The 20878-nt window shown below is 53.2% G+C and carries 17 protein-coding genes; 10 read left to right on the plus strand and 7 right to left on the minus strand.

Features of this window, described 5'->3' with window-relative positions:
• Nucleotides 1–52 precede the first annotated feature (52 nt).
• Together EG028_RS18450 and EG028_RS18455 are read left to right on the plus strand one after the other, a co-directional pair.
• Nucleotides 53–1678: a hypothetical protein gene (locus EG028_RS18450; RefSeq protein ID WP_123864713.1), complete on the plus strand. Its 1626-nt coding sequence runs from the start codon at nt 53–55 to the stop codon at nt 1676–1678.
• 51 nt (nt 1679–1729) lie between these two features.
• Nucleotides 1730–2644 carry an EamA family transporter gene (locus EG028_RS18455; protein WP_206614408.1) on the plus strand — a complete coding sequence of 305 codons (915 nt, stop codon included), beginning with the start codon at nt 1730–1732 and terminating at the stop codon, nt 2642–2644.
• A gap of 3 nt (nt 2645–2647) precedes the next feature.
• Here EG028_RS18455 and EG028_RS18460 read toward each other — a convergent pair whose 3' ends face one another.
• A complete protein-coding gene (locus EG028_RS18460; protein ID WP_206614409.1) occupies nt 2648–3331 on the minus strand; it encodes an MgtC/SapB family protein in 684 nt (227 codons plus the stop codon).
• Between the two features lie 2 nt (nt 3332–3333).
• Nucleotides 3334–3588, minus strand: coding sequence for a hypothetical protein (locus tag EG028_RS18465; protein WP_120515812.1), 255 nt, complete (start codon nt 3586–3588; stop codon nt 3334–3336).
• Between the two features lie 79 nt (nt 3589–3667).
• On the opposite strand from EG028_RS18465, the gene EG028_RS18470 reads away from it, so the two are divergent.
• Entirely contained in the window at nt 3668–4597 is a 930-nt protein-coding gene (locus tag EG028_RS18470; RefSeq protein WP_120515813.1) for a phosphoribosylaminoimidazolesuccinocarboxamide synthase, read from the plus strand.
• 222 nt (nt 4598–4819) lie between these two features.
• On the opposite strand, the gene EG028_RS18475 is transcribed toward EG028_RS18470, so the two are convergent.
• Entirely contained in the window at nt 4820–7612 is a 2793-nt protein-coding gene (locus EG028_RS18475; protein WP_120515814.1) for a S8 family serine peptidase, read from the minus strand.
• Between the two features lie 327 nt (nt 7613–7939).
• Here EG028_RS18475 and EG028_RS18480 point away from each other — a divergent pair, with 327 nt between their 5' ends.
• The gene (locus EG028_RS18480) at nt 7940–8764 is read left to right on the plus strand and encodes a M57 family metalloprotease (protein ID WP_120515815.1); all 825 of its coding nucleotides are present in this window, start codon (nt 7940–7942) and stop codon (nt 8762–8764) included.
• 72 nt (nt 8765–8836) lie between these two features.
• On the opposite strand, the gene EG028_RS18485 is transcribed toward EG028_RS18480, so the two are convergent.
• Nucleotides 8837–10177: a DUF418 domain-containing protein gene (locus tag EG028_RS18485; RefSeq protein ID WP_162946360.1), complete on the minus strand. Its 1341-nt coding sequence runs from the start codon at nt 10175–10177 to the stop codon at nt 8837–8839.
• A 252-nt stretch (nt 10178–10429) separates the two neighbouring features.
• On the opposite strand from EG028_RS18485, the gene EG028_RS18490 reads away from it, so the two are divergent.
• Complete coding sequence (locus EG028_RS18490) at nt 10430–12226, plus strand: ABC transporter ATP-binding protein (RefSeq protein WP_120515817.1); 1797 nt, start codon at nt 10430–10432, stop codon at nt 12224–12226.
• A gap of 164 nt (nt 12227–12390) precedes the next feature.
• Nucleotides 12391–12834: a DUF3276 family protein gene (locus tag EG028_RS18495; protein ID WP_120515818.1), complete on the plus strand. Its 444-nt coding sequence runs from the start codon at nt 12391–12393 to the stop codon at nt 12832–12834.
• Between the two features lie 256 nt (nt 12835–13090).
• On the opposite strand, the gene pgi is transcribed toward EG028_RS18495, so the two are convergent.
• Both pgi and EG028_RS18505 read right to left on the minus strand, forming a co-directional pair.
• Complete coding sequence (pgi, locus tag EG028_RS18500) at nt 13091–14719, minus strand: glucose-6-phosphate isomerase (RefSeq protein WP_120515819.1); 1629 nt, start codon at nt 14717–14719, stop codon at nt 13091–13093.
• A gap of 75 nt (nt 14720–14794) precedes the next feature.
• Nucleotides 14795–15604 carry a tryptophan-rich sensory protein gene (locus tag EG028_RS18505; protein ID WP_120515820.1) on the minus strand — a complete coding sequence of 270 codons (810 nt, stop codon included), beginning with the start codon at nt 15602–15604 and terminating at the stop codon, nt 14795–14797.
• A 118-nt stretch (nt 15605–15722) separates the two neighbouring features.
• Between EG028_RS18505 and prfB the strand changes: the two genes are divergently transcribed.
• Both prfB and pruA read left to right on the plus strand, forming a co-directional pair.
• Nucleotides 15723–16818, plus strand: a protein-coding gene (gene prfB, locus EG028_RS18510; protein ID WP_120515821.1) for a peptide chain release factor 2 whose coding sequence is annotated in 2 segments (ribosomal slippage) — nt 15723–15782 and nt 15784–16818 — 1095 coding nt in all. Because the reading frame shifts where the segments join, the coding sequence is not laid out codon by codon here.
• 52 nt (nt 16819–16870) lie between these two features.
• Nucleotides 16871–18502: an L-glutamate gamma-semialdehyde dehydrogenase gene (pruA, locus tag EG028_RS18515; RefSeq protein ID WP_120515822.1), complete on the plus strand. Its 1632-nt coding sequence runs from the start codon at nt 16871–16873 to the stop codon at nt 18500–18502.
• A gap of 210 nt (nt 18503–18712) precedes the next feature.
• Here the strand turns inward: pruA and EG028_RS18520 are convergent, their stop codons facing one another.
• Complete coding sequence (locus tag EG028_RS18520; protein WP_241559076.1) at nt 18713–19234, minus strand: peroxiredoxin; 522 nt, start codon at nt 19232–19234, stop codon at nt 18713–18715.
• Between the two features lie 69 nt (nt 19235–19303).
• Between EG028_RS18520 and pyrR the strand changes: the two genes are divergently transcribed.
• Both pyrR and EG028_RS18530 read left to right on the plus strand, forming a co-directional pair.
• Nucleotides 19304–19834: a bifunctional pyr operon transcriptional regulator/uracil phosphoribosyltransferase PyrR gene (gene pyrR / locus EG028_RS18525; RefSeq protein WP_120515823.1), complete on the plus strand. Its 531-nt coding sequence runs from the start codon at nt 19304–19306 to the stop codon at nt 19832–19834.
• 23 nt (nt 19835–19857) lie between these two features.
• Entirely contained in the window at nt 19858–20802 is a 945-nt protein-coding gene (locus EG028_RS18530) for an aspartate carbamoyltransferase catalytic subunit (RefSeq protein WP_120515824.1), read from the plus strand.
• Nucleotides 20803–20878 lie beyond the last annotated feature (76 nt).

Raw genomic sequence — 20878 nt, forward strand, 5'->3', positions numbered from 1 at the left:
TTTTTAACCCCTTAATTATTAAAGTATTGTTATTTAGTAAATTATCCCCAGCATGAAATTGCCAGCTTTAACGCCTCGGAACGCGCTGATCATTGAAAGTTTGCTGATCATAGTTCTTGCGATCGTTCCATTGTTTGTCACGTTTCCCTATCGTGTGAATATCTTCCTCTCCTGGGAAGGCGCATACCGCCTCTCCGAAGGCCAGTTGCCTTACAAAGATTTCGGCTTGCCGCTTGGTTATGGCTACTGGCTGGTGCCGGCGCTGTTTATGAAACTTTTCGGGCCGCAGCTTATTTCACTGGTCAAAGCACAGGTATTCCTGAACATTGCAGGAGGCTTTGCCTTCCGCGGCATCCTGAAAAATGTGGGCGTAGCCCCCGGCGTAAGGGTATTGTCCGTGTTGTTATTTGTCATTTCCTATTCCTTTTTTAATTTCTGGCCCTGGTACAACAATACCGTCATCATTTACCAGTTCATCGGTCTCGCCTTTTTGCTCTGTGCCGTGAACAAGCCCCGTGGCCGCTGGAAGTGGCCGGCACTGTTCGTTGCCGCCCTGTTCACTTTCCTGAGCTTTTTTACGAAACAGGACGGTGGCGGTCTTGCTTTGCTGCTGGCGCTCGCACTGCTGGGATATCACAGCCTGGCGGAGAAACGCTGGCAGGAACTGGCCGGGTTTATCGGCCTGTATATCCTGGTGGCCTGCGCTTTTATACTGCCGTTTGTTCCTTACCATTTCGGTTACTGGTTCAACCACGGTCAGCCGCCTCACAGCTCCAGGCTCGCGCTGAAGGACTTTGTGGATGAATTCCTGTATGGCTCCCAATGGCTGAAATTTTATTTCGTCATGACGCTGCTGGTAACCATCCCCGCCTTGCGCAACTGGAAAGGGCTCTGGCAGGATAAACAAAAAATGCTCTTCCTGCTGCTGACGCTCGGCATCCTGGTGGAAGCCACCCTGTTCCAGGTGACCAGCTACACCCCGCCGGATAACAATATTTTCTTTCACAGTTTTGCCTTTGCATACATTTTCAGCAATCTCGCCCAGCTGCTGCAGCTGCGTACCGAACAGTGGAAAACCTTTCTGCTCAGCGCCGTCATGGTGCTGTTATGGTGGTCAGGCGCGTATTACCGGTACGTAAGCCGCATCCTGGACAGGCTGATAGCGCCCGCGCCGGTGGCCGTAGTGTCGGGAGGCGAAAATGTGATCAACCGGAACAATTACCAGTTCACCGAGACGCCGGGGGATGTACCGGTATCCGAATGGACGTTCTCTTCGCTGCCTGAATTTGATAAGATATACATGCCGCCTTCCACCGTACAGGGTATAGACCGCGTGATGGCGCTGCCCGAGGCGAAAAAAGGCAAAGCCGCCAAAGTGCTGAACCTCACCGAGCTTACCCCGCTGGATCATGCCCTCGGCTACCAGCTGGAGACCGGGAACAATATACCCCTCTGGCATCACCTGGGCGTAGGGATGTTCAACAGCCAGCTGCACGATTACGTGGAGAAGGTCAGGAATAAACATTACGACCTGGTGCTGTACGAGCACGCCCCCATGCTGAACAACTTCTTCCCCTGGGCCCTGCGGGAGGAGCTGAAGCAACACTACCGGCAGGTGGACAGCTTCCTGGCGCCACGGAGGCCTACGAACGCTATCATTGAGGTGTTTGTAAAATAAACCCGTAAGTTTGCGCCCATTATCCCCGGCGGTAACATCCGCCGGGGAACTATGGAAATCATGAACACCAGCTCCAATAAACCTAAACTCATCCTGGCCCTTGGCCTGGTATACGTACTCTGGGGTTCCACCTACCTTGGCGTGAAGATCGTAACGGAAGTATTACCCCCGTTTTTCCTTTCCGTGGTCCGTTTCATTTTTGCCGGCAGCATTATGCTGGCGATAGGTTTTGCCGTGGAAAAAGAAAATCCCACCCGTAAACAGTGGAAAAATGCGGGGCTGATCGGCATATTGCTGATCGGGATGGGGAACAGCAGCGTGGCCCTTTCGCTGGCGCATATGCCTTCGGGGCTGGTGGCGCTGTTCATCGCCGCATTGCCGGCATGGTTCATCGGGCTGGACTGGCTGTTCTTTTCCAAAGAACGCCCCAAAGCGCTCACCCTCTGGGGGCTGGTGCTGGGTTTTGTCGGCCTCTTTTTCATCTTCGACCCTTTTTATATCATTCATCCCTATAATGCAGCGCGTACCTATCCGCTGTGGCCCATCCTCGTGCTCACGGCGGGCTCCATTGCCTGGGCCTTCGGCTCTTTACTGTCGCCGCGCCTGGACACACCGAAGCAGCTGACGTCTTCGGGCATCCAGATGTTGTCCGGGGTGATCTGTTCCATTATCCTGAGCGCCTGCCTTGAAAGCAACCAGTGGGAAGCACTCAACGCCATGACCACCCGCACCTGGCTGGCCGTGGGTTACCTGGTGATATTCGGTTCGCTGGTGGGGTATACAGCCTTCAGCTGGCTGGTGAACAATGCGCCCACGCAGGTATCCGCCACGTATGCGTACGTGAACCCCGTGGTGGCGCTTATCCTGGGCTGGATATTTTTAGGGGAAACCTTAAGCACACATGCTTTCATCGGCTCCGTGATCGTGATCGCGGGTGTGGTACTGATGACGCTTAAAAAGAAGTGAGGATTATTTTGCCAGTTCTACATCAAACTGCACCACCTCCGGGTGCTGGAGCAGGCGGTCGTTCATTTCGCTGATGAGCCTGTTCGGCCCGCGCATCTCGTATTTACCTTCAAAGATAATATCACCGGTTTTTTCTTCCGTGTATTTGCTGGTGGTAAGCCGGGTATATTTCAGGCCGTGGTCGCGGAAGATGGCTTCCAGGGTTTCCTGCGTGAGGGTTTTGTGCCGGTACCGGATGGCGTAATATTTCCGTTCCCGCCTGTTCACGATCATATTTTCCGCATAAGAGAACATCCAGAGGGCCAGCAGCGTGATAACCACGGCCGCGCCCGCGGTGATGTATTGCCCGGTGCCGATAGCCATGCCGATGGCGGCGGATATCCAGATCACGGCGGCGGTAGTGATGCCGTCTATCGTAAAACCACCCCTGAAGATCACCCCCGCGCCGATAAAACCTACGCCGGTGAGGATGTTGGAGGCAATGCGGTCCGAGGACTGCCCGGCGCCGATCTGCTGGCTGAGCATGGTGAACAGGGCGGAACTGACGCAGATGAGCGCAATCGTGCGCACCCCGGCGGCCTTACGGTGTATTTCCCTTTCCAGGCCCAACAGGAAGCCGGCCAGCGTGGCAACGGCCAGGCGGATGATCATTTCAACAGCAATGTCGTGGGATATTTCCATCATCATAATTAACAGCTTTGGGGGACCGGGATATTGTTGACGGCTATCAGCCTGTCCAGCCTGATCACCAGCCCGTTATCCGCCAGCAAATACTCTGCCTTATTCAGCGCGTAGAGGTCTTTGATGCGGGTAGACACCTCATGTTCCCCGCCTTCCTCGTCGTAAAACCGCAGCAGGCAGATGGTATGCATGGTGGCCCAGGCTTCCAGGCGGTCGTAATAGTCGCAATTGATGGGCGTATAAACGGGTTCCTGGGTGGTCATAAAATTTGCTTTGTAAAATTAAACCGGACTGGAGTATTTTTGCAGCACTGAAAAAGGTAATCTATTAAAAAAAACCGGCATGTTAGAGTCTACATTTAAATTTCCTGACCAGACGGCCTTTTATAAAGGTAAGGTAAGGGACGTATACACCATTGAAGATAAATGGATGGTGATGTTTGTAAGCGACCGTATTTCCGCTTTTGATGTGGTGCTGCCACGCCCTATCCCTTACAAGGGCCAGGTGCTGAACCAGATCGCGGCCATTATGCTGGACGCCACGAAGGACATTGTACCCAACTGGGTGAAGTCCGTACCCCTGCCCAACGCTACCGTGGGCCTGAAGTGCGAAACCTTCCCCGTTGAAATGGTGGTGCGCGGCAACCTCACCGGTCACGCCTGGCGTACGTACAAAAGCGGCAAACGCGAGCTGTGCGGCGTTACCATGCCAGACGGCCTGAAGGAAAACGATTATTTCGCTTCTCCCATCATTACCCCCACCACCAAGGCGCACGAGGGGCACGACGAGGATATCTCCCGTGAAGAGATCATTTCCAGCGGTCTTGTAAACAAAGAAGATTACGAGCAACTGGAAAAATACACCCTCGCCCTGTTCCAGCGCGGCCGCGAACTGGCTGCCAAACGCGGACTGATACTCGTGGATACGAAATACGAGTTCGGTAAGATCGGCGATACCATCTACCTGATCGACGAGATCCATACGCCTGATTCTTCCCGTTTCTTTTATGCTGAAGGCTACGAGGAAAAACAGAAAGCCGGTGAGGCGCAGAAGCAGCTGAGCAAGGAGTTTGTACGTGAGTGGCTGATGGAAAACGGTTTCCAGGGCAAAGAAGGCCAGCAGGTACCGGAAATGACGGATGCGTTCGTGGAAAGCGTGACCAACCGCTACATCGAGCTGTTCGAGAACATCACCGGCCAGCCTTTCAAAAAGGAAGACGTGAGCAAAGAAGACTCCGAGAAAAAGATCATCGAAGTACTGAAAGGCCTGTAATGACCTTTTAAACATAACAGGAAAGGGGCGGGAGACCGCCCCTTTTTTATTGGTCCCAAAGGCGCTAATACTTTTTTAACCCGGATCATCTGCGCATCAAGTCCGCCTCAACTCCACGTCATCTTCGCTGATCCTATAGTAACCATATAGGTTTCCTTCGAATACGCCGTATTGATACTGCAATGTTAAAATAGTGTAAGTGGAAATATAAGTGCCTCGTTATTATAGTTTTACGAACGGTGCCGTATACACTTTCTGATCATCTTCATACACCAGGCACCAGTAATTCCCGGCGGGCAATCCGTCCAAAGCCACGGCCTGCAATAACCCCGTAATTTTCGCTTGTCTTACGATCCGGCCCTGTGTGTTCAGGATGTAAAGGTCCCGGCCCCGGATGTCGCGGCTGAGCAGTTGCAGCGTGTGGGCGGCGGGGTTCGGGAAAAGCAGGAAGTTGTTTTTCCGCAGCACATGCACCGGTACGGGATCGGTGTAAATGACGCTGTTGTTGAGGGTTTCAAGGGCGGCCCGGTACCAGACGATACCTTCGGGCGGCTGTTCGTCCAGGGCGTTGTAGAAAGTGAGGGCGGAAACGGTCTGCCGGCCGATGTTTTGCCAGTCCTGCTTTTGAAGGCGTTCCCAACTGATCGTTTCCAGGTTCCAGGTAGTGCCGGTTTGTAATTGCAGCATCACCTGGCCGTTTTCCAGCAGGTCCGCGGTGAATTGCCGGGTGTAACAGTCCAGGCCCTGCTCCGCATATCGGAGCGTATTGCTGGTAAGGCCCGCTGACGCCGCTACCGGCTGCACGGCAAAATAAGCGGGTAACGCGGCGTTTTTCTGCAAAACAAGGAAAGTGTCCGCCGTCTGTGCGAAAGCCGTTAATTCAGCTCCCAGGAGGCCATAAACGATATAATACGAAGCGCCATTGAGTTGATTCCAGAAGATCATTGCGGAATCCGCGCAATCGAAACCGGTTTGCAGGCGCAGCAGCGGGGAGATCGTAAAAGGAGGGCTGATAAAAGTATGGCCCGGTGTTTCCATTTTCAGCAAAGCAGGGGAGAAGCGGTTGGGCACCGGCCAGGAGAGGCCGTCCTGCTCCAGGCTCACACTGTCCCCGATCACCTGCCAGCTGGCGCCATTGTCCAGGCTGTAGGAGGCAAGGCCTTTCCCTGCGAGGGTGCTTTTCCAGCGCAGGGCCGTCTCTTCGCCGCCGGGGATCGTTTCATTTCCGACGGGCCGCTGCCATTCAAAGTGATCCTGCGGCGCCAGCTGCCAGCTTACCGCAAATCGTTGTTCGCCTGTGTGAATGCGGGTGCCGTTCACATGGATCGTATAGGTGCCCGCCGCGGGAAATCGGATCATTACCTGCTCGGTGTTATTGATACTGTCCCGCCCGCGCTGTGCCGGCGCCTGTAATGCAGCGGCATCCGGTGTGGAAAGTAATACCCAGGGTTGATATACATTTCCCGAGGCATCGGTCAGGTAAAGATCAAGGTCGTTGATCAGCGCCTGCGGACTGTTCACTGTCGCGGGCGGATCGGTATAACAAAGCGTCACTTTACAGGAAGCAGAGCCTGCCGGTATTTCCAGGGATTGTGTGTATGCCGCGCCTTGCTGTACCCTGTTCAAAAAGAAACGCCTGGAACGGACGGTCTGCACTGCTTCCCAGGCGTTCATTGCGCCGAACCCGCTACTGTGGTCCGGCCCAGGCTGCGCGATATCGTCCGCGCTGTTGACCAGGATTGCTTTCAGCAATGCGGCAGGCGGGAGAGAGGCGGCCTGCGCCCGGTAGCTCTGCTGTAACAGCAGGCTGACGCCGGAAACAAGCGCCGCCGCGCCGGAGGTGCCGTCTTTGCCATAGGCAACGATTTCCGGCTTGATGCGCCCGTCGTACGCGGGGCCTTTGGAACTGGGCGCGGGCACCGTGTTGTTGTTTTCCGTGCCGCCCACTACCAGCACATTTTTCGCCTGTTTAAATGTGCCGCTCAGGTTCGCCCAGCCGGCGATACCGCTGTAAAGACCGTCCGTGGAGGTTTCCCGGCCGCTGTTGCCGGATGAAAATACATGCAGCAGCGTATCGGTTTCATATACCTGTTCATCATACGCCACGGCTTCCAGCCCGTAATAGTTTTCAATACCGGTGCCGTATGAATGATTTTGCAGGGCGATGCGATGGGTTGTAAAATATGCCGTTTCATCGGCGGACAAACGCGTAAAAGAAGAGGAAGCAATTTTCACCTTTGGCGCCACACCTTTGCCTGCCATGCCGGAGTTGCCCGCGCCGGCGATAAATGTTGCCATGATGGTGGCATGGGGTTCTGTTTGTTCAGGCGCCAGGGGAGTGGGGAGGTAACGTTGCAGCAGATCGATATCCGTGGTGTCAAACAATGTTTCTTTCAGGGAGATGATCAGGCCATCGCCCTGTAAGTCCGGGAGCTGCTGCCATACCGCCGTGATCCTGTTCAGCCCCGGGTCGGCGGAGCTGATTAGTATTTCAGCCTTTGGTGTACGGAGTATGTCCGCGAACTGTATGGCGGTGTCGCCGATGAATTGTTCCCAATCCTGTCGTGCCACTTTCATTAGCGCGGTGCGGTCTTTTGTTTCCCATCGCACAAAACGCGCGTGAGCGGAAATATTTGCAAGCACTTGTATGCTGTCTTTCTCTTTTGTTTTTTCCACCACGCGGAGCAATGCATCGGAAGCCTTCCAGTTGCCGTTGGCCGGCCACCAGGCCGTGGTACTGTCTTCCGGTAGTTTTTGTACGATATGGTAAAGTGGTGAGAGTGAACGTTTCAGTTGTAATTGCTGCAATTCTTTCAGGCTCACCGGCTGCTGAAACTGAACGAGGTAATACCGCGTTGTACTGCGGGCTTCTTTACCGCGGCGCATGGTATCTTGTGGGGGAATTGTATACCGGCGGAGGATATCCTGTTGTTGTGCGTATAACTGCAAAGGCAGTATGGTGGCCCAGGCGCAGAGGGTCAGGAACAAACAGGGCCGGGTTAAGAATTTGCGCATACATTAAAACTATCATTTTTTTTTATCATGAAAAAAAATAGTATTATTGAATCCGAAAGACCTTAAGAGAGCACTGAATCTAAACCAAAGAATCTAAACCGCGTTCTATCCGAGTAATCAGAAAAACTATATGTATTAACCCGTAACGCCCTGCAGGAGAGCATTCCAGCAAGCCGTACTTTATTTTTATGCTGTTTACCAAACCGCCGTGATCGCCGTCACGGAGACGGATCTAATTTTCATTGTAATAACCTTGACCGCCGTGATCATTATCACGGATACGGCTATACTTTTTCTTTTTTTTCCTTAACCCAAAATCTGAGTGCTATGAAAAAGCAAACCAGTTCTATCCTTTCCATCCTGTTCCTGGCGGTGTTCGTTACCCTCGCGGCCTGCCAGAAAGAATCCAAACCCGAAGCACCCGCGCAAGGCGAAGTATCGCAGCAGGTGCTGGACCAGATCAAAGCCAAAGGTTTCAGCACGGCCGGCGTGCGCGCTTACAACGGCGGCTACATCGTGGAGAACGACATTTTCCTGGACCAGGAAAACCTCTCCGCGGAATCCACCACACCCAATGTACGCATCGCGGAAGTGGAACAGTACCGCACGAACAATCTCGTGCGCAACCTGCCCCGCGTGATCCGCGTGAAAGTGGTGAATCTCGGCACCGCCTTTGTGCAGGGCACGGACCTGGCCATCCAGCGTTACAATGCACTGGGCCTGTCCATCACCTTTCAGCGCGTTACCAGCGGTACTGCAAACATCACCATCCAGGGCTTTTACGAAGGCCCCAGCGGCGGTTTTATCACACTCGGTTATGCCGGGTTCCCCACCAGCAGCGGCAATCCTTACAACAGCATCAGTATGAACACCCACCCGCAGGCGTATGGTTCCAATCCTAACGTGAACTATGTAGGCTCCGTGATCCAGCATGAGATCGGGCATTGCATCGGTTTCCGTCATACGGATTATATGAATCGCGCGTACAGCTGCGGCAGCGGTGGAAACGAAGGTAGCGCAGGGGTAGGCGCAGTACGCATACCCGGCACGCCCAGCGGCCCCGATGCAGCGTCCTGGATGCTTGCCTGCTCTAATGGCGGCAACAGGACATTTAATGCCAATGACAGGATTGCATTGAATTACCTGTATTGATCCGGTTGATATAAAACAAAAGAGGCTGCCATGACAGGATGGAGCAGCCTCTTTTTTGTTTATGTATATGCCTCAGGCCAGGTCCGGCAGGGATGGCGTGCTGCGTTTGAAAGGTTGTTTTTTCCAGTAGGTAAGGCTGCGCCACACCCATTCGAAAGGCCCGAAGCGGTAGTATTTCAGCCAGATGTTGCTGAAGATGACCTGGAAGATCCATACGCAGCCGGTGACGATGTACAACTCGTATCGCTCCATGGCTCCGTACCAGCGCAGGCCTGCACCGTAGAAAATAAAACCGCAGATGATGCTCTGCATCAGGTAATTGGTAAAAGCCATCTGGCCTACGGACGCCATCAGCTTCAGGAACCCTTTGGCCACGCCGTATTTGTACAACAGCATCAGCAATCCCAGGTGCCCCAGCAGTACCAGTATGCGCCTGATCTCGTACCAGCTGATCAGGTTCTGGTCTGCCATCCGGGTGATATCAAAATCCTTTTGAAAGATGGAGTCCAGCAGCCAGTAGTTGAGCGGCAGGCCCAGGAGGTAACCGGCCAGCATCAGTTTCCAGTAGAACGAGACGGGCTTCAGGCCGGTGAGCACACCCGTCTTGTAGAAGTACATGCCTAAAAAGAAACACACCATCAGGTCCCAGAAAAAGAACCCGTATACACTGAAGCTCTGGTATTCCTCGTTCCTCGGGTAGACATGTTTCAGCGTTTGCACGTAACTGCCCTGGTAGGCTTCTACTTCTTCTTTCGCTTCTTTCAGCTGGCTTTCCCGGCTGTGTTCCTTCTGGAATTTTTCCCAGGCTTCTTTATCGTTTTTCTGTTTTTCCGTCAGTTTTACTTTCTGTTTCTCCAGTTGCAGGGCATATTCGCCTTTCGTCCGTTTGGCTTTTTGTTCGTACAGGCGGGTGGTGCCTTTGAAGGTGCCTATGGCCAGGGCAATGATCGCCACGATCAGCAGCAGCCTGGGTTTCGCATGACGGAAAGGGTAGAGCAGCAGGCCTCCGGCGGCATAAACGTAGAGTACGTCCCCGTTCCAGAGCAGTACGTTTGCGTCCACAAAACCGAAGAGCAGCAGCCACAGCAGGCGGCGGTAATAGATATCGGCGGGGGAGATGTCGCCGGGCGGTCTTTTCTCCAGTCTTTCCAGCAGCAGGATGCAGCCGGCGCCGAACAACATGCTGAAAAATCCGCGCATGGTACCTTCGAAGAAGAGGCGTACGATCCACCAGAGGTAATAGTTAGCACCGGTTTCGTTGCGCAGCCGCAGGTCGAAGTCCATCATATGCGGCATGCCGAAATACGGGATGTTCATGAGTAAAATGCCGCAAAGGGCGATGCCGCGGAGGCTGTCTATGATCTGGAGCCGTTCCGATTGTTGCAGGGGAAGGGCGTACTGGGGAGTTGGCATACGGGGTGGGTTTCTGGGTTCGCAGGTTTTATTAAATATAAGTAAATTCTCCCATGCTGTCTTAAAATGCTGTCGAAATGGGTGGCAATCGCTACATTTGTAAAGCATTATTACGGCCATTGAAAAGACTGATAAGAGATGACACCGAGCATTTTGCGAGGTGCCATTTGGCCAATAAAAAAGACTGACAAGAACAAATGACACCGGGCATTGCCGGTGCCATTCGGTAAATGAAAAGACTAATAAGTACGGATGAAACACCTTTCTGCGCTCAATAAATACTTCGTCAAATATAAATGGCACTTCCTGCTGGGAATGCTTTTCACGTCCGTCTCCATCGTATTCAGCGTGTTCCAGCCCATCCTGGTCCGGCAGATATTCGATCTCCTGGAGCAGAACCTGAAAAACTACGGGATGATCAGCGACTCTTCCCTGAAAGAGCCTTTCCGTGCCGTGTTTTCCGGAACGCTTGCGTTTTACGGCCTCTCCATCCTCGGCATGGCCCTGCTGAGCGGGTTCTTTATGTTCCTGCAAAGGCAGACGCTGATCGTGATGAGCCGCCACATCGAATACGACCTGAAAAACGAGATCTTCCAGCAATACCAGCGGCTGGACCTCAACTTTTTCAAAATGAACCGTACGGGCGATATGATGAGCCGCATCACGGAGGATGTGTCCCGCGTGCGCATGTACGTGGGCCCGGCGCTGATGTATGCCACCCGCACCATCATCATGATGGTGATCATCATCTGGCTGATGTGGTCCGTGAACCCGGTCCTGACCCTGTATACCCTCAGCCCGCTGCCTTTGCTGGCGCTAACCATTTATTTCGTCAACCGCATCATACATACCAAAAGCGAACGCATCCAGTCGCAGCTGAGCAATATCACGTCCGTGGCGCAGGAAAACTATTCCGGCATCCGCGTGATCAAATCCTATGTACAGGAAGAGCCCAGCGCCCTGCATTTCGAAGAAGCCAGCGAAGCCTATAAAAACAGCTCCATCAGCCTGGCCAAAACCGATGCGCTGTACCAGCCGGCCATGATGCTGATGATAGGGCTGAGCGTGATATTCACCATTTTCATCGGTGGTATGCAGGTGATCAGCGGGAATATCACCATCGGTAATCTTGCGGAGTTTGTGTTGTATGTGAACATGCTCACATTCCCGTTCTTTTCCATCGGCTGGGTGGCTTCCATGATCCAGCGCGCGGCCGCTTCCCAGCAGCGCATCAACGAGTTCCTGGACGAAAAGCCCCAGATACACGACAAACCGGACGCCCGCACGGTGACGCTGGAAGGGGAGATCCGTTTTCAGAATGTCTCTTTCACCTACCCGCATACCGGCATACAGGCGCTGAAGAACTTTGACCTGACCATCCAGCGGGGGCAGAAAGTGGCTGTCATCGGCCGTACCGGCTCCGGCAAATCCACCCTGGCGCAGCTCCTGATCCGTATGTACGACCCACAGGAAGGGAAGATACAGATAGACGGGAACGATATCCGGAGCCTGAAACTCTCCGTACTGCGCAACCAGATCAGCTACGTACCGCAGGACGTATTCCTGTTTTCCGATACGATCACGAACAACATCCGTTTCGGCGAGCCCACCGCCGGGGAGGAATCCATACACCTGGCGGCCCGCCAGGCCTCGGTGGAGAAGGACATTCTCAACCTGCCCGAAGGCTTCAGCACGGTGGTGGGAGAGCGGGGCGTAACCCTCAGCGGCGGCCAGAAACAACGCGTGTCCATCGCCCGCGGCCTGATCCGCAACCCGAACATCATGGTGTTCGATGACTGTCTTTCCGCCGTGGACGCCAGGACGGAGAAGGAGATAATAGGCAACCTGTATGCCTATCTGAAGCATAAAACAGCTATTATCATCACCCACCGGATCTTCTCACTTTTCACTTTCGACAAGATCATTGTGCTGGATGAAGGGAGGGTGATCGAGAGCGGAACACATGAAGAATTATTGTCAAGGAATGGGTATTATGCGGAGCTGTATGCCCGTCAGCAATCGGGGGAGGAAGAACGCGTAAACGAGTAACTGTCACTGGGTTGTAAACCGCTACCATCAAGCTTTGCGCGAAATATAAGATGATTTTTCAAAATCATTTAAAATTATTTTGATATTTGTAAAACAATAGTATATTTGTTGATTATTGATCATTCAAACAGGATTTGATTCGTTAACACTTAAATCTATCAACTGTGGCGTACGAAAACAACAATCAACAGGAAAGAAACAACGACAGCATCTTTTCCAAGCGATTGAAAGCGGGCAAAAGAAGAACTTATTTCTTTGATGTAAAAACTACTCGGGGCAACGACTACTTTCTCACTATCACCGAAAGTAAAAAACGTTTCAACGACAACGGTTACGACAGGCATAAAGTATTCCTGTACAAAGAAGACTTTAACAAGTTTCTCAATGCTTTAACCGAAACCATCAATTATGTAAAAACAGAATTGATGCCCGATTTCGACTTTGATGCTTACAACCATGACTATTCCGAATCCCGCGAAGACGAACAGGATGGCGAAGGCGTAGTAGCAGAAGTTTCTGCCCCCGTTCATGTACAACAGCACACCGAAGTGGCCGCCGAAGCAGCAGAAGCTCAGGCTCCCTCCGGAGAGGATGTGGACAAATGGTAATTATTTCTTTCTCCCTGTCAACTAAGATACTTAACCTCCGGAAGCCCGGAGGTTTTTTTATGTAAAGCCGTCATTGCGAGAAGCAGCAGCGCCAAAAGCGGGAGGGGCGACGAAGCAATCTCCCAATACTGGGTGGTCCCGGTTCAATCCAGGAGACTGCTTCGTCGCCCCCGCACAAAAACCTCTGCTGCTCCTCGCAATGACGGCTTATATTCACAATGCCGCTTTTTTAGATCAACCTTGAAATTCTCCCACTCTAAGACCGCCAGTGTTTGTAAGCGTTGATCAACCCGTTGGTGGATGAATCGTGGCTGGTCACCTCTTCATTTCCTTTTAGTTCGGGCAGTATTTTGTTCGCCAGCTGTTTGCCCAATTCCACGCCCCACTGGTCAAAACTGTAAATGTTCCATATCACGCCCTGCACGAATATCTTATGCTCATACATCGCGATGAGCGCGCCCAGGCTGTATGGCGTAATCTCCTGCAAAAGGAATGAATTGGTGGGCCGGTTGCCGCTGAACACCTTGAATGGCACCAGTTCTTCCGGTGTGCCTTCCGCGCGTACTTCTTCCGCCGTTTTCCCGTTCATCAGTGCTTCCGTCTGCGCGAAGAAATTGCTCAGCAGTTTCTGGTGATGGTCGCCGATAGGGTTGTGGCTGATAGCCGGAGCGATGAAGTCGCAGGGGATCATTTTGGTGCCCTGGTGAATGAGCTGGTAAAAAGCGTGCTGGCCGTTGGTACCGGGCTCGCCCCATACCACGGGGCCGGTTTGCCAGTCCACAGGCTTGCCGTTGCGGTCCGTGCTTTTGCCGTTGCTTTCCATATTGCCCTGCTGGAAATAGGCCGCGAAGCGATGCATATACTGGTCGTAAGGAAGGATCGCCTCAGACTCCGCGCCGAAGAAATTGCCATACCAGGTACCCAGCAAAGCCATGATCACGGGGATGTTCCTTTCAAAGGGGGTATCGCGGAAATGAACGTCTGCATGATGCGCGCCTTGTAACAGGGCCGCGAAATACTCATATCCCACGGTGAGCGCAATGGACAGCCCGATGGCGCTCCACAGGCTGTAACGGCCGCCTACCCAGTCCCAGAACGCGAACATGTTCTTTACATCGATGCCGAATGCGGTCACTGCTTTTTCGTTCGTAGACAGTGCCGCGAAGTGTAGTGCAATGTCTTTTTCAGAACCGCCGTTCTCCAGGAACCAGCTGCGCGCGGTATGCGCGTTGGTCATGGTTTCCTGCGTGGTGAAAGTTTTGGAAGCGATGAGGAAAAGCGTTTCATCCGCGTTTACTTTTTTCAGCGTTTCGGCAATATGCGTACCGTCCACATTGGACACGAAATAAGGCTGGATACCTTCCAGCCAGTAGGGTTTCAGTGCCTCGGTCACCATCACCGGTCCCAGGTCGGATCCACCGATGCCGATGTTCACGATATAACGGATACGCTTACCCGAAAATCCTTTCCATTCGCCCGAACGTACACGGCCGCAGAAGTTCTCCATTTGTTTCAGCACGGCCTTTACGTCCGGCATTACATCTTTGCCGTCCAGCACTACCGGGCGGCCGGATTCGTTGCGGAGGGCGGTATGCAGCACGGCGCGGCCTTCGGTGGCGTTGATCTTTTCCGCGGCAAACATGGCTTTTACGGCTTCGTCCACTTTACATTCACGCGCCAGCGCCAGCAGGTGCTGCATGGTTTCGGCGGTGATGATGTTTTTGGAATAATCGAACAGGATATTGCCGAACTGGAGTGAAAAAGCTTTGAAGCGGCCGGGATCGGCGGCGAAAAGGGCTTTCATCTGCGTCTGGGCCATGGTGCCGGCGTGCGTCTGTAATTGCTGCCAGGCTTTGGTGGCAGTAGGTTGTACGGATGGAAACATATAATGTCTGTTAAATAAGATGCAATAAGATTCACTCAAAAATACGCAGGGGAACCGAAAGAAGGAAGATATGATTTACAGAAGCGGGCGTTTCCGCAACAATTGCATGAGAACGGACAAGGCCAGCACGGCAATGATCACGGTGCCGGCAGCGATAATAGGAGGGGAGTCCCTGGTAAGCGTGGCTTCCTGCTTCAGGATGATGCCGTAAAAAGCCCAGATGCACACCAGCACGTACGAGGTATTGTTGTGCCGGAAGATCATGAACAATGCGGCCAGCGTGCCGATGATCATGCCCGTGACCGCCCAGGTCACCTGGCTGAGCCCCCAGCCGGTCCAGCCCACGGACACCAGGAATGCAAAAATATTGGCGATGGTGGCAATGCTGATCCAGCCGAGGTATATGCCGAAAGGGAAATGGATGAATATTTTTTCCCGGAGCGGCGCCCCGGGGTGGGCTATACGGAAATTGGAATGGATCTTCCCGAGGGTGAACAGGATCATGAACATAAACAGCAGCGAAAGCCATATCTGGTCGTAATGCCAGGCGAACAGCCAGCAGGCGTTGCCCAGGCAGTTCAGCAGGAACCAGTATTTCATCCGGACGATAAAGGCGCTCAGCTCCGCTTCGTGGCCTTTGGTAAAGGAAAGCCATAACTGGTAGCCGGCAAAGCCCAGCAATCCGAGATAAATGATGCTCCAGATAGAAAAAGTAATGTCCGCCGGGGTAAACAGATTTGGATATTGTTTCGAAATTTCCCCGGTGGTGCGGCCGTTCAACGTGGCGGTATTGGCCATCACATTGACGCCGATCACGACCAATAGGGCGATCAGGTTAAATGAGGTCTGCTGCCTGTAGTGGGGGATGCTCATGCGGGTTTCCATGGATTCCGGGTTTGACGTTAATTCCAGCAAAAATCCTTCCAGTTCTAATTTACGTATTAAAAATGAACTGCTTATGCGGTTTCATAATTCATTAATAAAGATTTATCTTTGCGGACTTATGACAGCAGAGCAACTTAAAGCTATGAGGGACCGCTTGTACGTCCTGGGAGGTTTTCTTTAACGTACAGGACCGCATAGACAAAATAGAAAATGATAAGCAGATGACCCTCGCCCCCGGGTTCTGGGACGACAATGAAAGGGCTACTGCAATTTTGAAAGAGATCAAGGTGCACAAATTCTGGGTAGACCTGTATGACAATGTGCGCACTGCCATAGACGACAGTGCCACCTTGCAGGAATTCCAGAAAGAAGGCGACGCGTCTGAAGAAGAAGTGAACGCAGCATACGACGCCGCCCTCAGGGCGCTGGACGAGCTGGAGTTCAAGAGCACGCTGAACCAGCCCGAGGACGAAATGCCGGCCGTACTGACCATCAACTCAGGCGCGGGCGGCACGGAGAGCCAGGACTGGGCGGAAATGCTTTTGCGCATGTACCGCATGTACGGCGAAAAGCAAGGCTGGAAAGTAAGCGAGATAGACGTGCAGTACGGGGATGGCGCCGGTATCAAATCCGCCACCCTGGAATTTGACGGGGACTTTGCCTACGGCCTTCTCAAGGCCGAAAGCGGCGTTCACCGCCTCGTGCGCATTTCGCCCTTCGACTCCAACGCCCGCAGGCATACTTCCTTCGCTTCCGTTTTCGTGTACCCGCTGGTGGACGACACCATCGAAGTGACCGTGAACCCCGCAGACCTGGAATGGGAATTTTACCGTTCCGGCGGTAAAGGCGGGCAGAACGTGAACAAGGTGGAAACAGCGGTACGTTTGAAGCACATTCCGTCCGGCATCATCATCGAATGCCAGCAGAGCCGTACCCAGGGTGAGAACCGGGAAAAGGCGCTGACCATGCTGAAATCCCGCCTTTACGAGGAGGAGATCCGCAGGAGGGAAGAGCTGAAAAACGCCACCAACGCAAACAAACGCAAAATCGAATGGGGCTCGCAGATCCGCTCCTATGTTTTCCATCCGTACAAGATGATCAAGGACCACCGTACCGACCATGAAGTTGGAAACGTAGGCCCTGTCATGGACGGAGAGCTGGACGGGTTTATCAAGGCATACCTGATGATGCAGAAAGAAGATGAGAAAGGCTGAGCATAGCCGGACCACCATTATTATTCTAAACCGAAACAACAAAATCAAAGCCATGCACAATGCTTATTTTGACTTTGCAGCACCAGGCAATGAACCGGTAATGAGCTTTGCACCGGGCTCCCCGGAAAGAGCAGCACTCAAGCAGCAGCTGGCCGCTTTTAAGGCCGTTGAGCTGGACATCCCCATGTACATCGGCGGCAAAGAAGTACGCACCGGCAAAACGGTGGACATCCGCCCCCCGCATGAGATCAAACACAAGCTGGGCCACTTCCATATGGGAGACGCCAGCCACGTAAAAGACGCCATCGGCGCAGCCCTGGCGGCACGCCAGCAATGGGCGGACACGCCCTGGGAACAACGCGCCGCCGTATTCCTGAAAGCAGCCGAACTGCTCGCCACCAAATACCGCGCGCATACCAATGCCGCCACCATGCTGGGCCAGAGCAAAAATGCCTACCAGGCTGAGATAGACGCCGCCTGTGAACTGATCGACTTCCTGCGCTTCAACGTACACTACCTCACCGAAATCTACCGTCAGCAACCCGTAAGCTCCCCCGGCGTGCACAACCGCCTGGAGTACCGCCCGCTGGAAGGTTTCGTACTGGCGGTAACACCCTTCAACTTTTCCGCTATCGGGGGCAACCTACCCACCTCCGCCGCCATGTGCGGCAACGTGGTGATCTGGAAACCCGCCAATACACAGGTATACCACGCATCTTTTTTTATGAAGGTGCTCATCGAAGCCGGTCTGCCGGACGGGGTAATCAACCTCGTGTATGCGGACGGCCCCACCATCGGGGACGTATGTTTTGCGCACCCTGATTTCGCGGGTATCCACTTCACCGGCTCCACCGGCGTATTCCAGACCATGTGGAAGACCATCGGCAACAATATCGCGAAGTACAAAACGTACCCGCGCATTGTAGGCGAAACCGGCGGTAAAGACTTCGTGATCGCGCACAAATCCGCGAACCCGGACGCAGTGGTGACCGCACTGGCACGTGGTGCTTTCGAGTACCAGGGCCAGAAATGCTCCGCCGCTTCCCGCGCTTACCTCCCCAGCAACATTGCTGACGAGATCAAAACAAAACTCGCCGCTGAGCTGAAGACCATGAAAATGGGCACTACCGAGGATTTCAGCAACTTCATCAACGCAGTGATCGACGAACGTTCTTTCGACAAGATCGCCGCTTATATTGAAGACGCTAAGAAGGATCCCAAAGCGAAGATCATCGCGGGTGGCAACTACAGCAAAACGGAAGGTTACTTCATTGAGCCTACCGTGATAGAAACCACCGATCCCAAATACAGGACCATGTGCGAGGAAATATTCGGCCCCGTGCTCACCGTATATGTTTACGACGCTGAGAAATGGGAAGAAACCCTCGAACTGGTGGACGGTACCAGCGAATACGCCCTCACCGGCGCCGTGCTGGCACAGGACCGTTACGCGCTGGACCAGGCTACGAAGAAACTGGTGAACGCCGCCGGCAACTTCTACCTGAACGACAAACCCACCGGCGCCGTGGTAGGCCAGCAGCCTTTCGGCGGTGCAAGGGCATCCGGTACGAACGACAAGGCCGGCTCCCAGCTGAACCTTTACCGCTGGCTGAGCGCCAGGACCGTGAAGGAAACACTGGTACCGCCTACGGATTACCGTTATCCTTTCCTGAAAGAAGCATAAAAGATCATTCATATAAAAAAGCCGCCTGGTCATCCCGGGCGGCTTTTTTTATGCGTATGTTTTTTTTGCAAAAGCCTGTTTAAAGGCATTTACAGGCACCTTTTCCCCAACCTTGAAGGAATGTTGAATCAATCCTGATGCGTTCAGGGCGGGGCGGTCCTGCCCCTTCAGCGCCGGAACAGGCGCTTTGATACCTGTAAGAAGAGCGGTTTAAGCTTTCAGCTTCTTGATTGCCTCCATGGCTTCTTCCACGTGTTGCGTAGCCTGGTTCATGGAGTTGAACTGGTGCACCACTTTGCCTTTGCTGTCCAGCACATAAGTAACGCGGCCGGGGATCATCATGGTTTTGGGCACACCGAACAGTTTGCGTACATCGCCTTTGGTGTCGCTCAGGAGGGTGAAAGGCAGTTTGTATTTCTCGGCGAATTTCTTGTGGGAAGCCACATCGTCCGAGCTGATGCCTACCACCTGTACGCCCGCGTCCTGGAATTCGGAGAAGGAATCACGGAAAGAGCAGGCTTCCTTGGTGCAGCCCGGGGTATCGTCCTTCGGGTAGAAATACACTACTACGGGGCCTTTGGCCAGGGCGGAAGACAGTTTGAAGGTCTGCCCGTTCTGGTCCTGCAGGGAAAAGTCCGGTACGGTGGCGCCGGTGGCGATCTGCGATTTGGCGTCTGAGCCGAATAAGCCGAAAAGGCCCAAAGTTATCAGCATGGTTTGAAGGAATTTCATGATCAGAATGATTATACGCTCAAAATTACATTAATCCTTATTTTTGACCTTTATTAAATACCCTTTGTTTTGAAATCTATTCTTACAGACCGGCAATTAGCAATAACAATTGAAAGATTAAGCCACCAGCTGATTGAAAATCACCTGGATTTCAGTAATACCGTGATCATCGGGCTACAGCCCCGGGGTATTTACCTGTCGGACAGGATCTATCACAACCTTCAGCAGCTGCTGCCCGGTACGGACATCCCTTATGGTAAAATGGACATTACCTTTTACCGGGACGATTACAAGTCCGGCAAGGGCCTGCAGGTACCCAATGAAACCGATATCGATTTTTCCATAGATAACAAGCGTGTGATACTGATAGACGATGTGCTGTACACGGGAAGGACGATCCGCTCCGCCATGGACGCATTGGTGGATTTCGGCCGCCCCGCCGCCGTGGAGCTGCTGGTGCTGATAGACCGGCGTTTCAGCCGTGAGCTGCCCATACAGCCCGATTACACCGGCCGCACGATAGACGCTATCATTACCGAGCGCGTAAAAGTGCTGTGGAAAGACCGGGATGGTAAAGATGAAGTTGTGTTGATTGCTTAAACCTCTTATATTTGCACCTTAGAATGTCACTGTCTGTTAAACATCTGCTGGGTATACGCGAACTGACGCGTCAGGATATAGAGCTCATCTTTACAACCGCCGATCAATTCAAGGAAGTTTTACAACGTCCGATCAAGAAGGTGCCCACCCTCCGGGATACTACCATCGTCAATGTATTTTTCGAGAACTCCACGCGCACGCGCATCTCCTTTGAGCTGGCTGAAAAGCGGCTGGGGGCCGATGTGGTGAACTTTTCCGCGTCCGGCAGCTCGGTATCCAAAGGCGAAACCCTGATCGATACGGTGAACAACATCCTGTCCATGAAAGTGGATATGGTCGTGATGCGCCACTCCGCCACCGGCGCCCCGCACTTCCTCAGCAAACACATCAATGTGCCCATCGTGAACGCGGGGGATGGTATCAACGAACATCCCACCCAGGCCCTGCTGGATGCCTTTTCTATCCGCGAGCGGCTGGGAAGCGTGGAAGGCAAAAAGATCGCGATTTGCGGGGACATCATGCACTCCCGCGTAGCCCTCTCCAATATTTACTGTCTCAAAAAACTGGGTGCGGAAGTGACCGTGGTAGGCCCCCCGACGCTCATTCCCAAACATATCGCACAGGCGCTGGACGTAAACGTGAGCTACAACATCCGCGAAGCCCTGGAATGGGCGGACGTGGCCAACGTGCTGCGCATACAGCTGGAAAGGCAGAACATGCCGCTGTTTTCCTCCCTGCGCGAATATTCCCTTGCCTACGGCGTGAACCGCAAGCTGCTGGACAGCCTGAAAAAAGACATCGTGATCATGCACCCCGGCCCCATCAACAGGGGCGTGGAGCTGAGCTCCGATGTAGCGGACTCCGGCCAGAGCATCATCCTGGACCAGGTGGAGAACGGCGTAGCCACAAGGATGGCGGTGCTGTACCTGCTGGGCAGGAACGAAAAGGAACCGGCCACTGCCAAATAAACACGAACCAACTCTTCGAGATAAAACAAAAACTCCCGGCGTCAATGCCGGGAGTTTTTTTATGTACACAATTGAA

It is taken from the genome of Chitinophaga barathri (assembly GCF_003807585.1).
Lineage (GTDB): Bacteria > Bacteroidota > Bacteroidia > Chitinophagales > Chitinophagaceae > Chitinophaga > Chitinophaga barathri.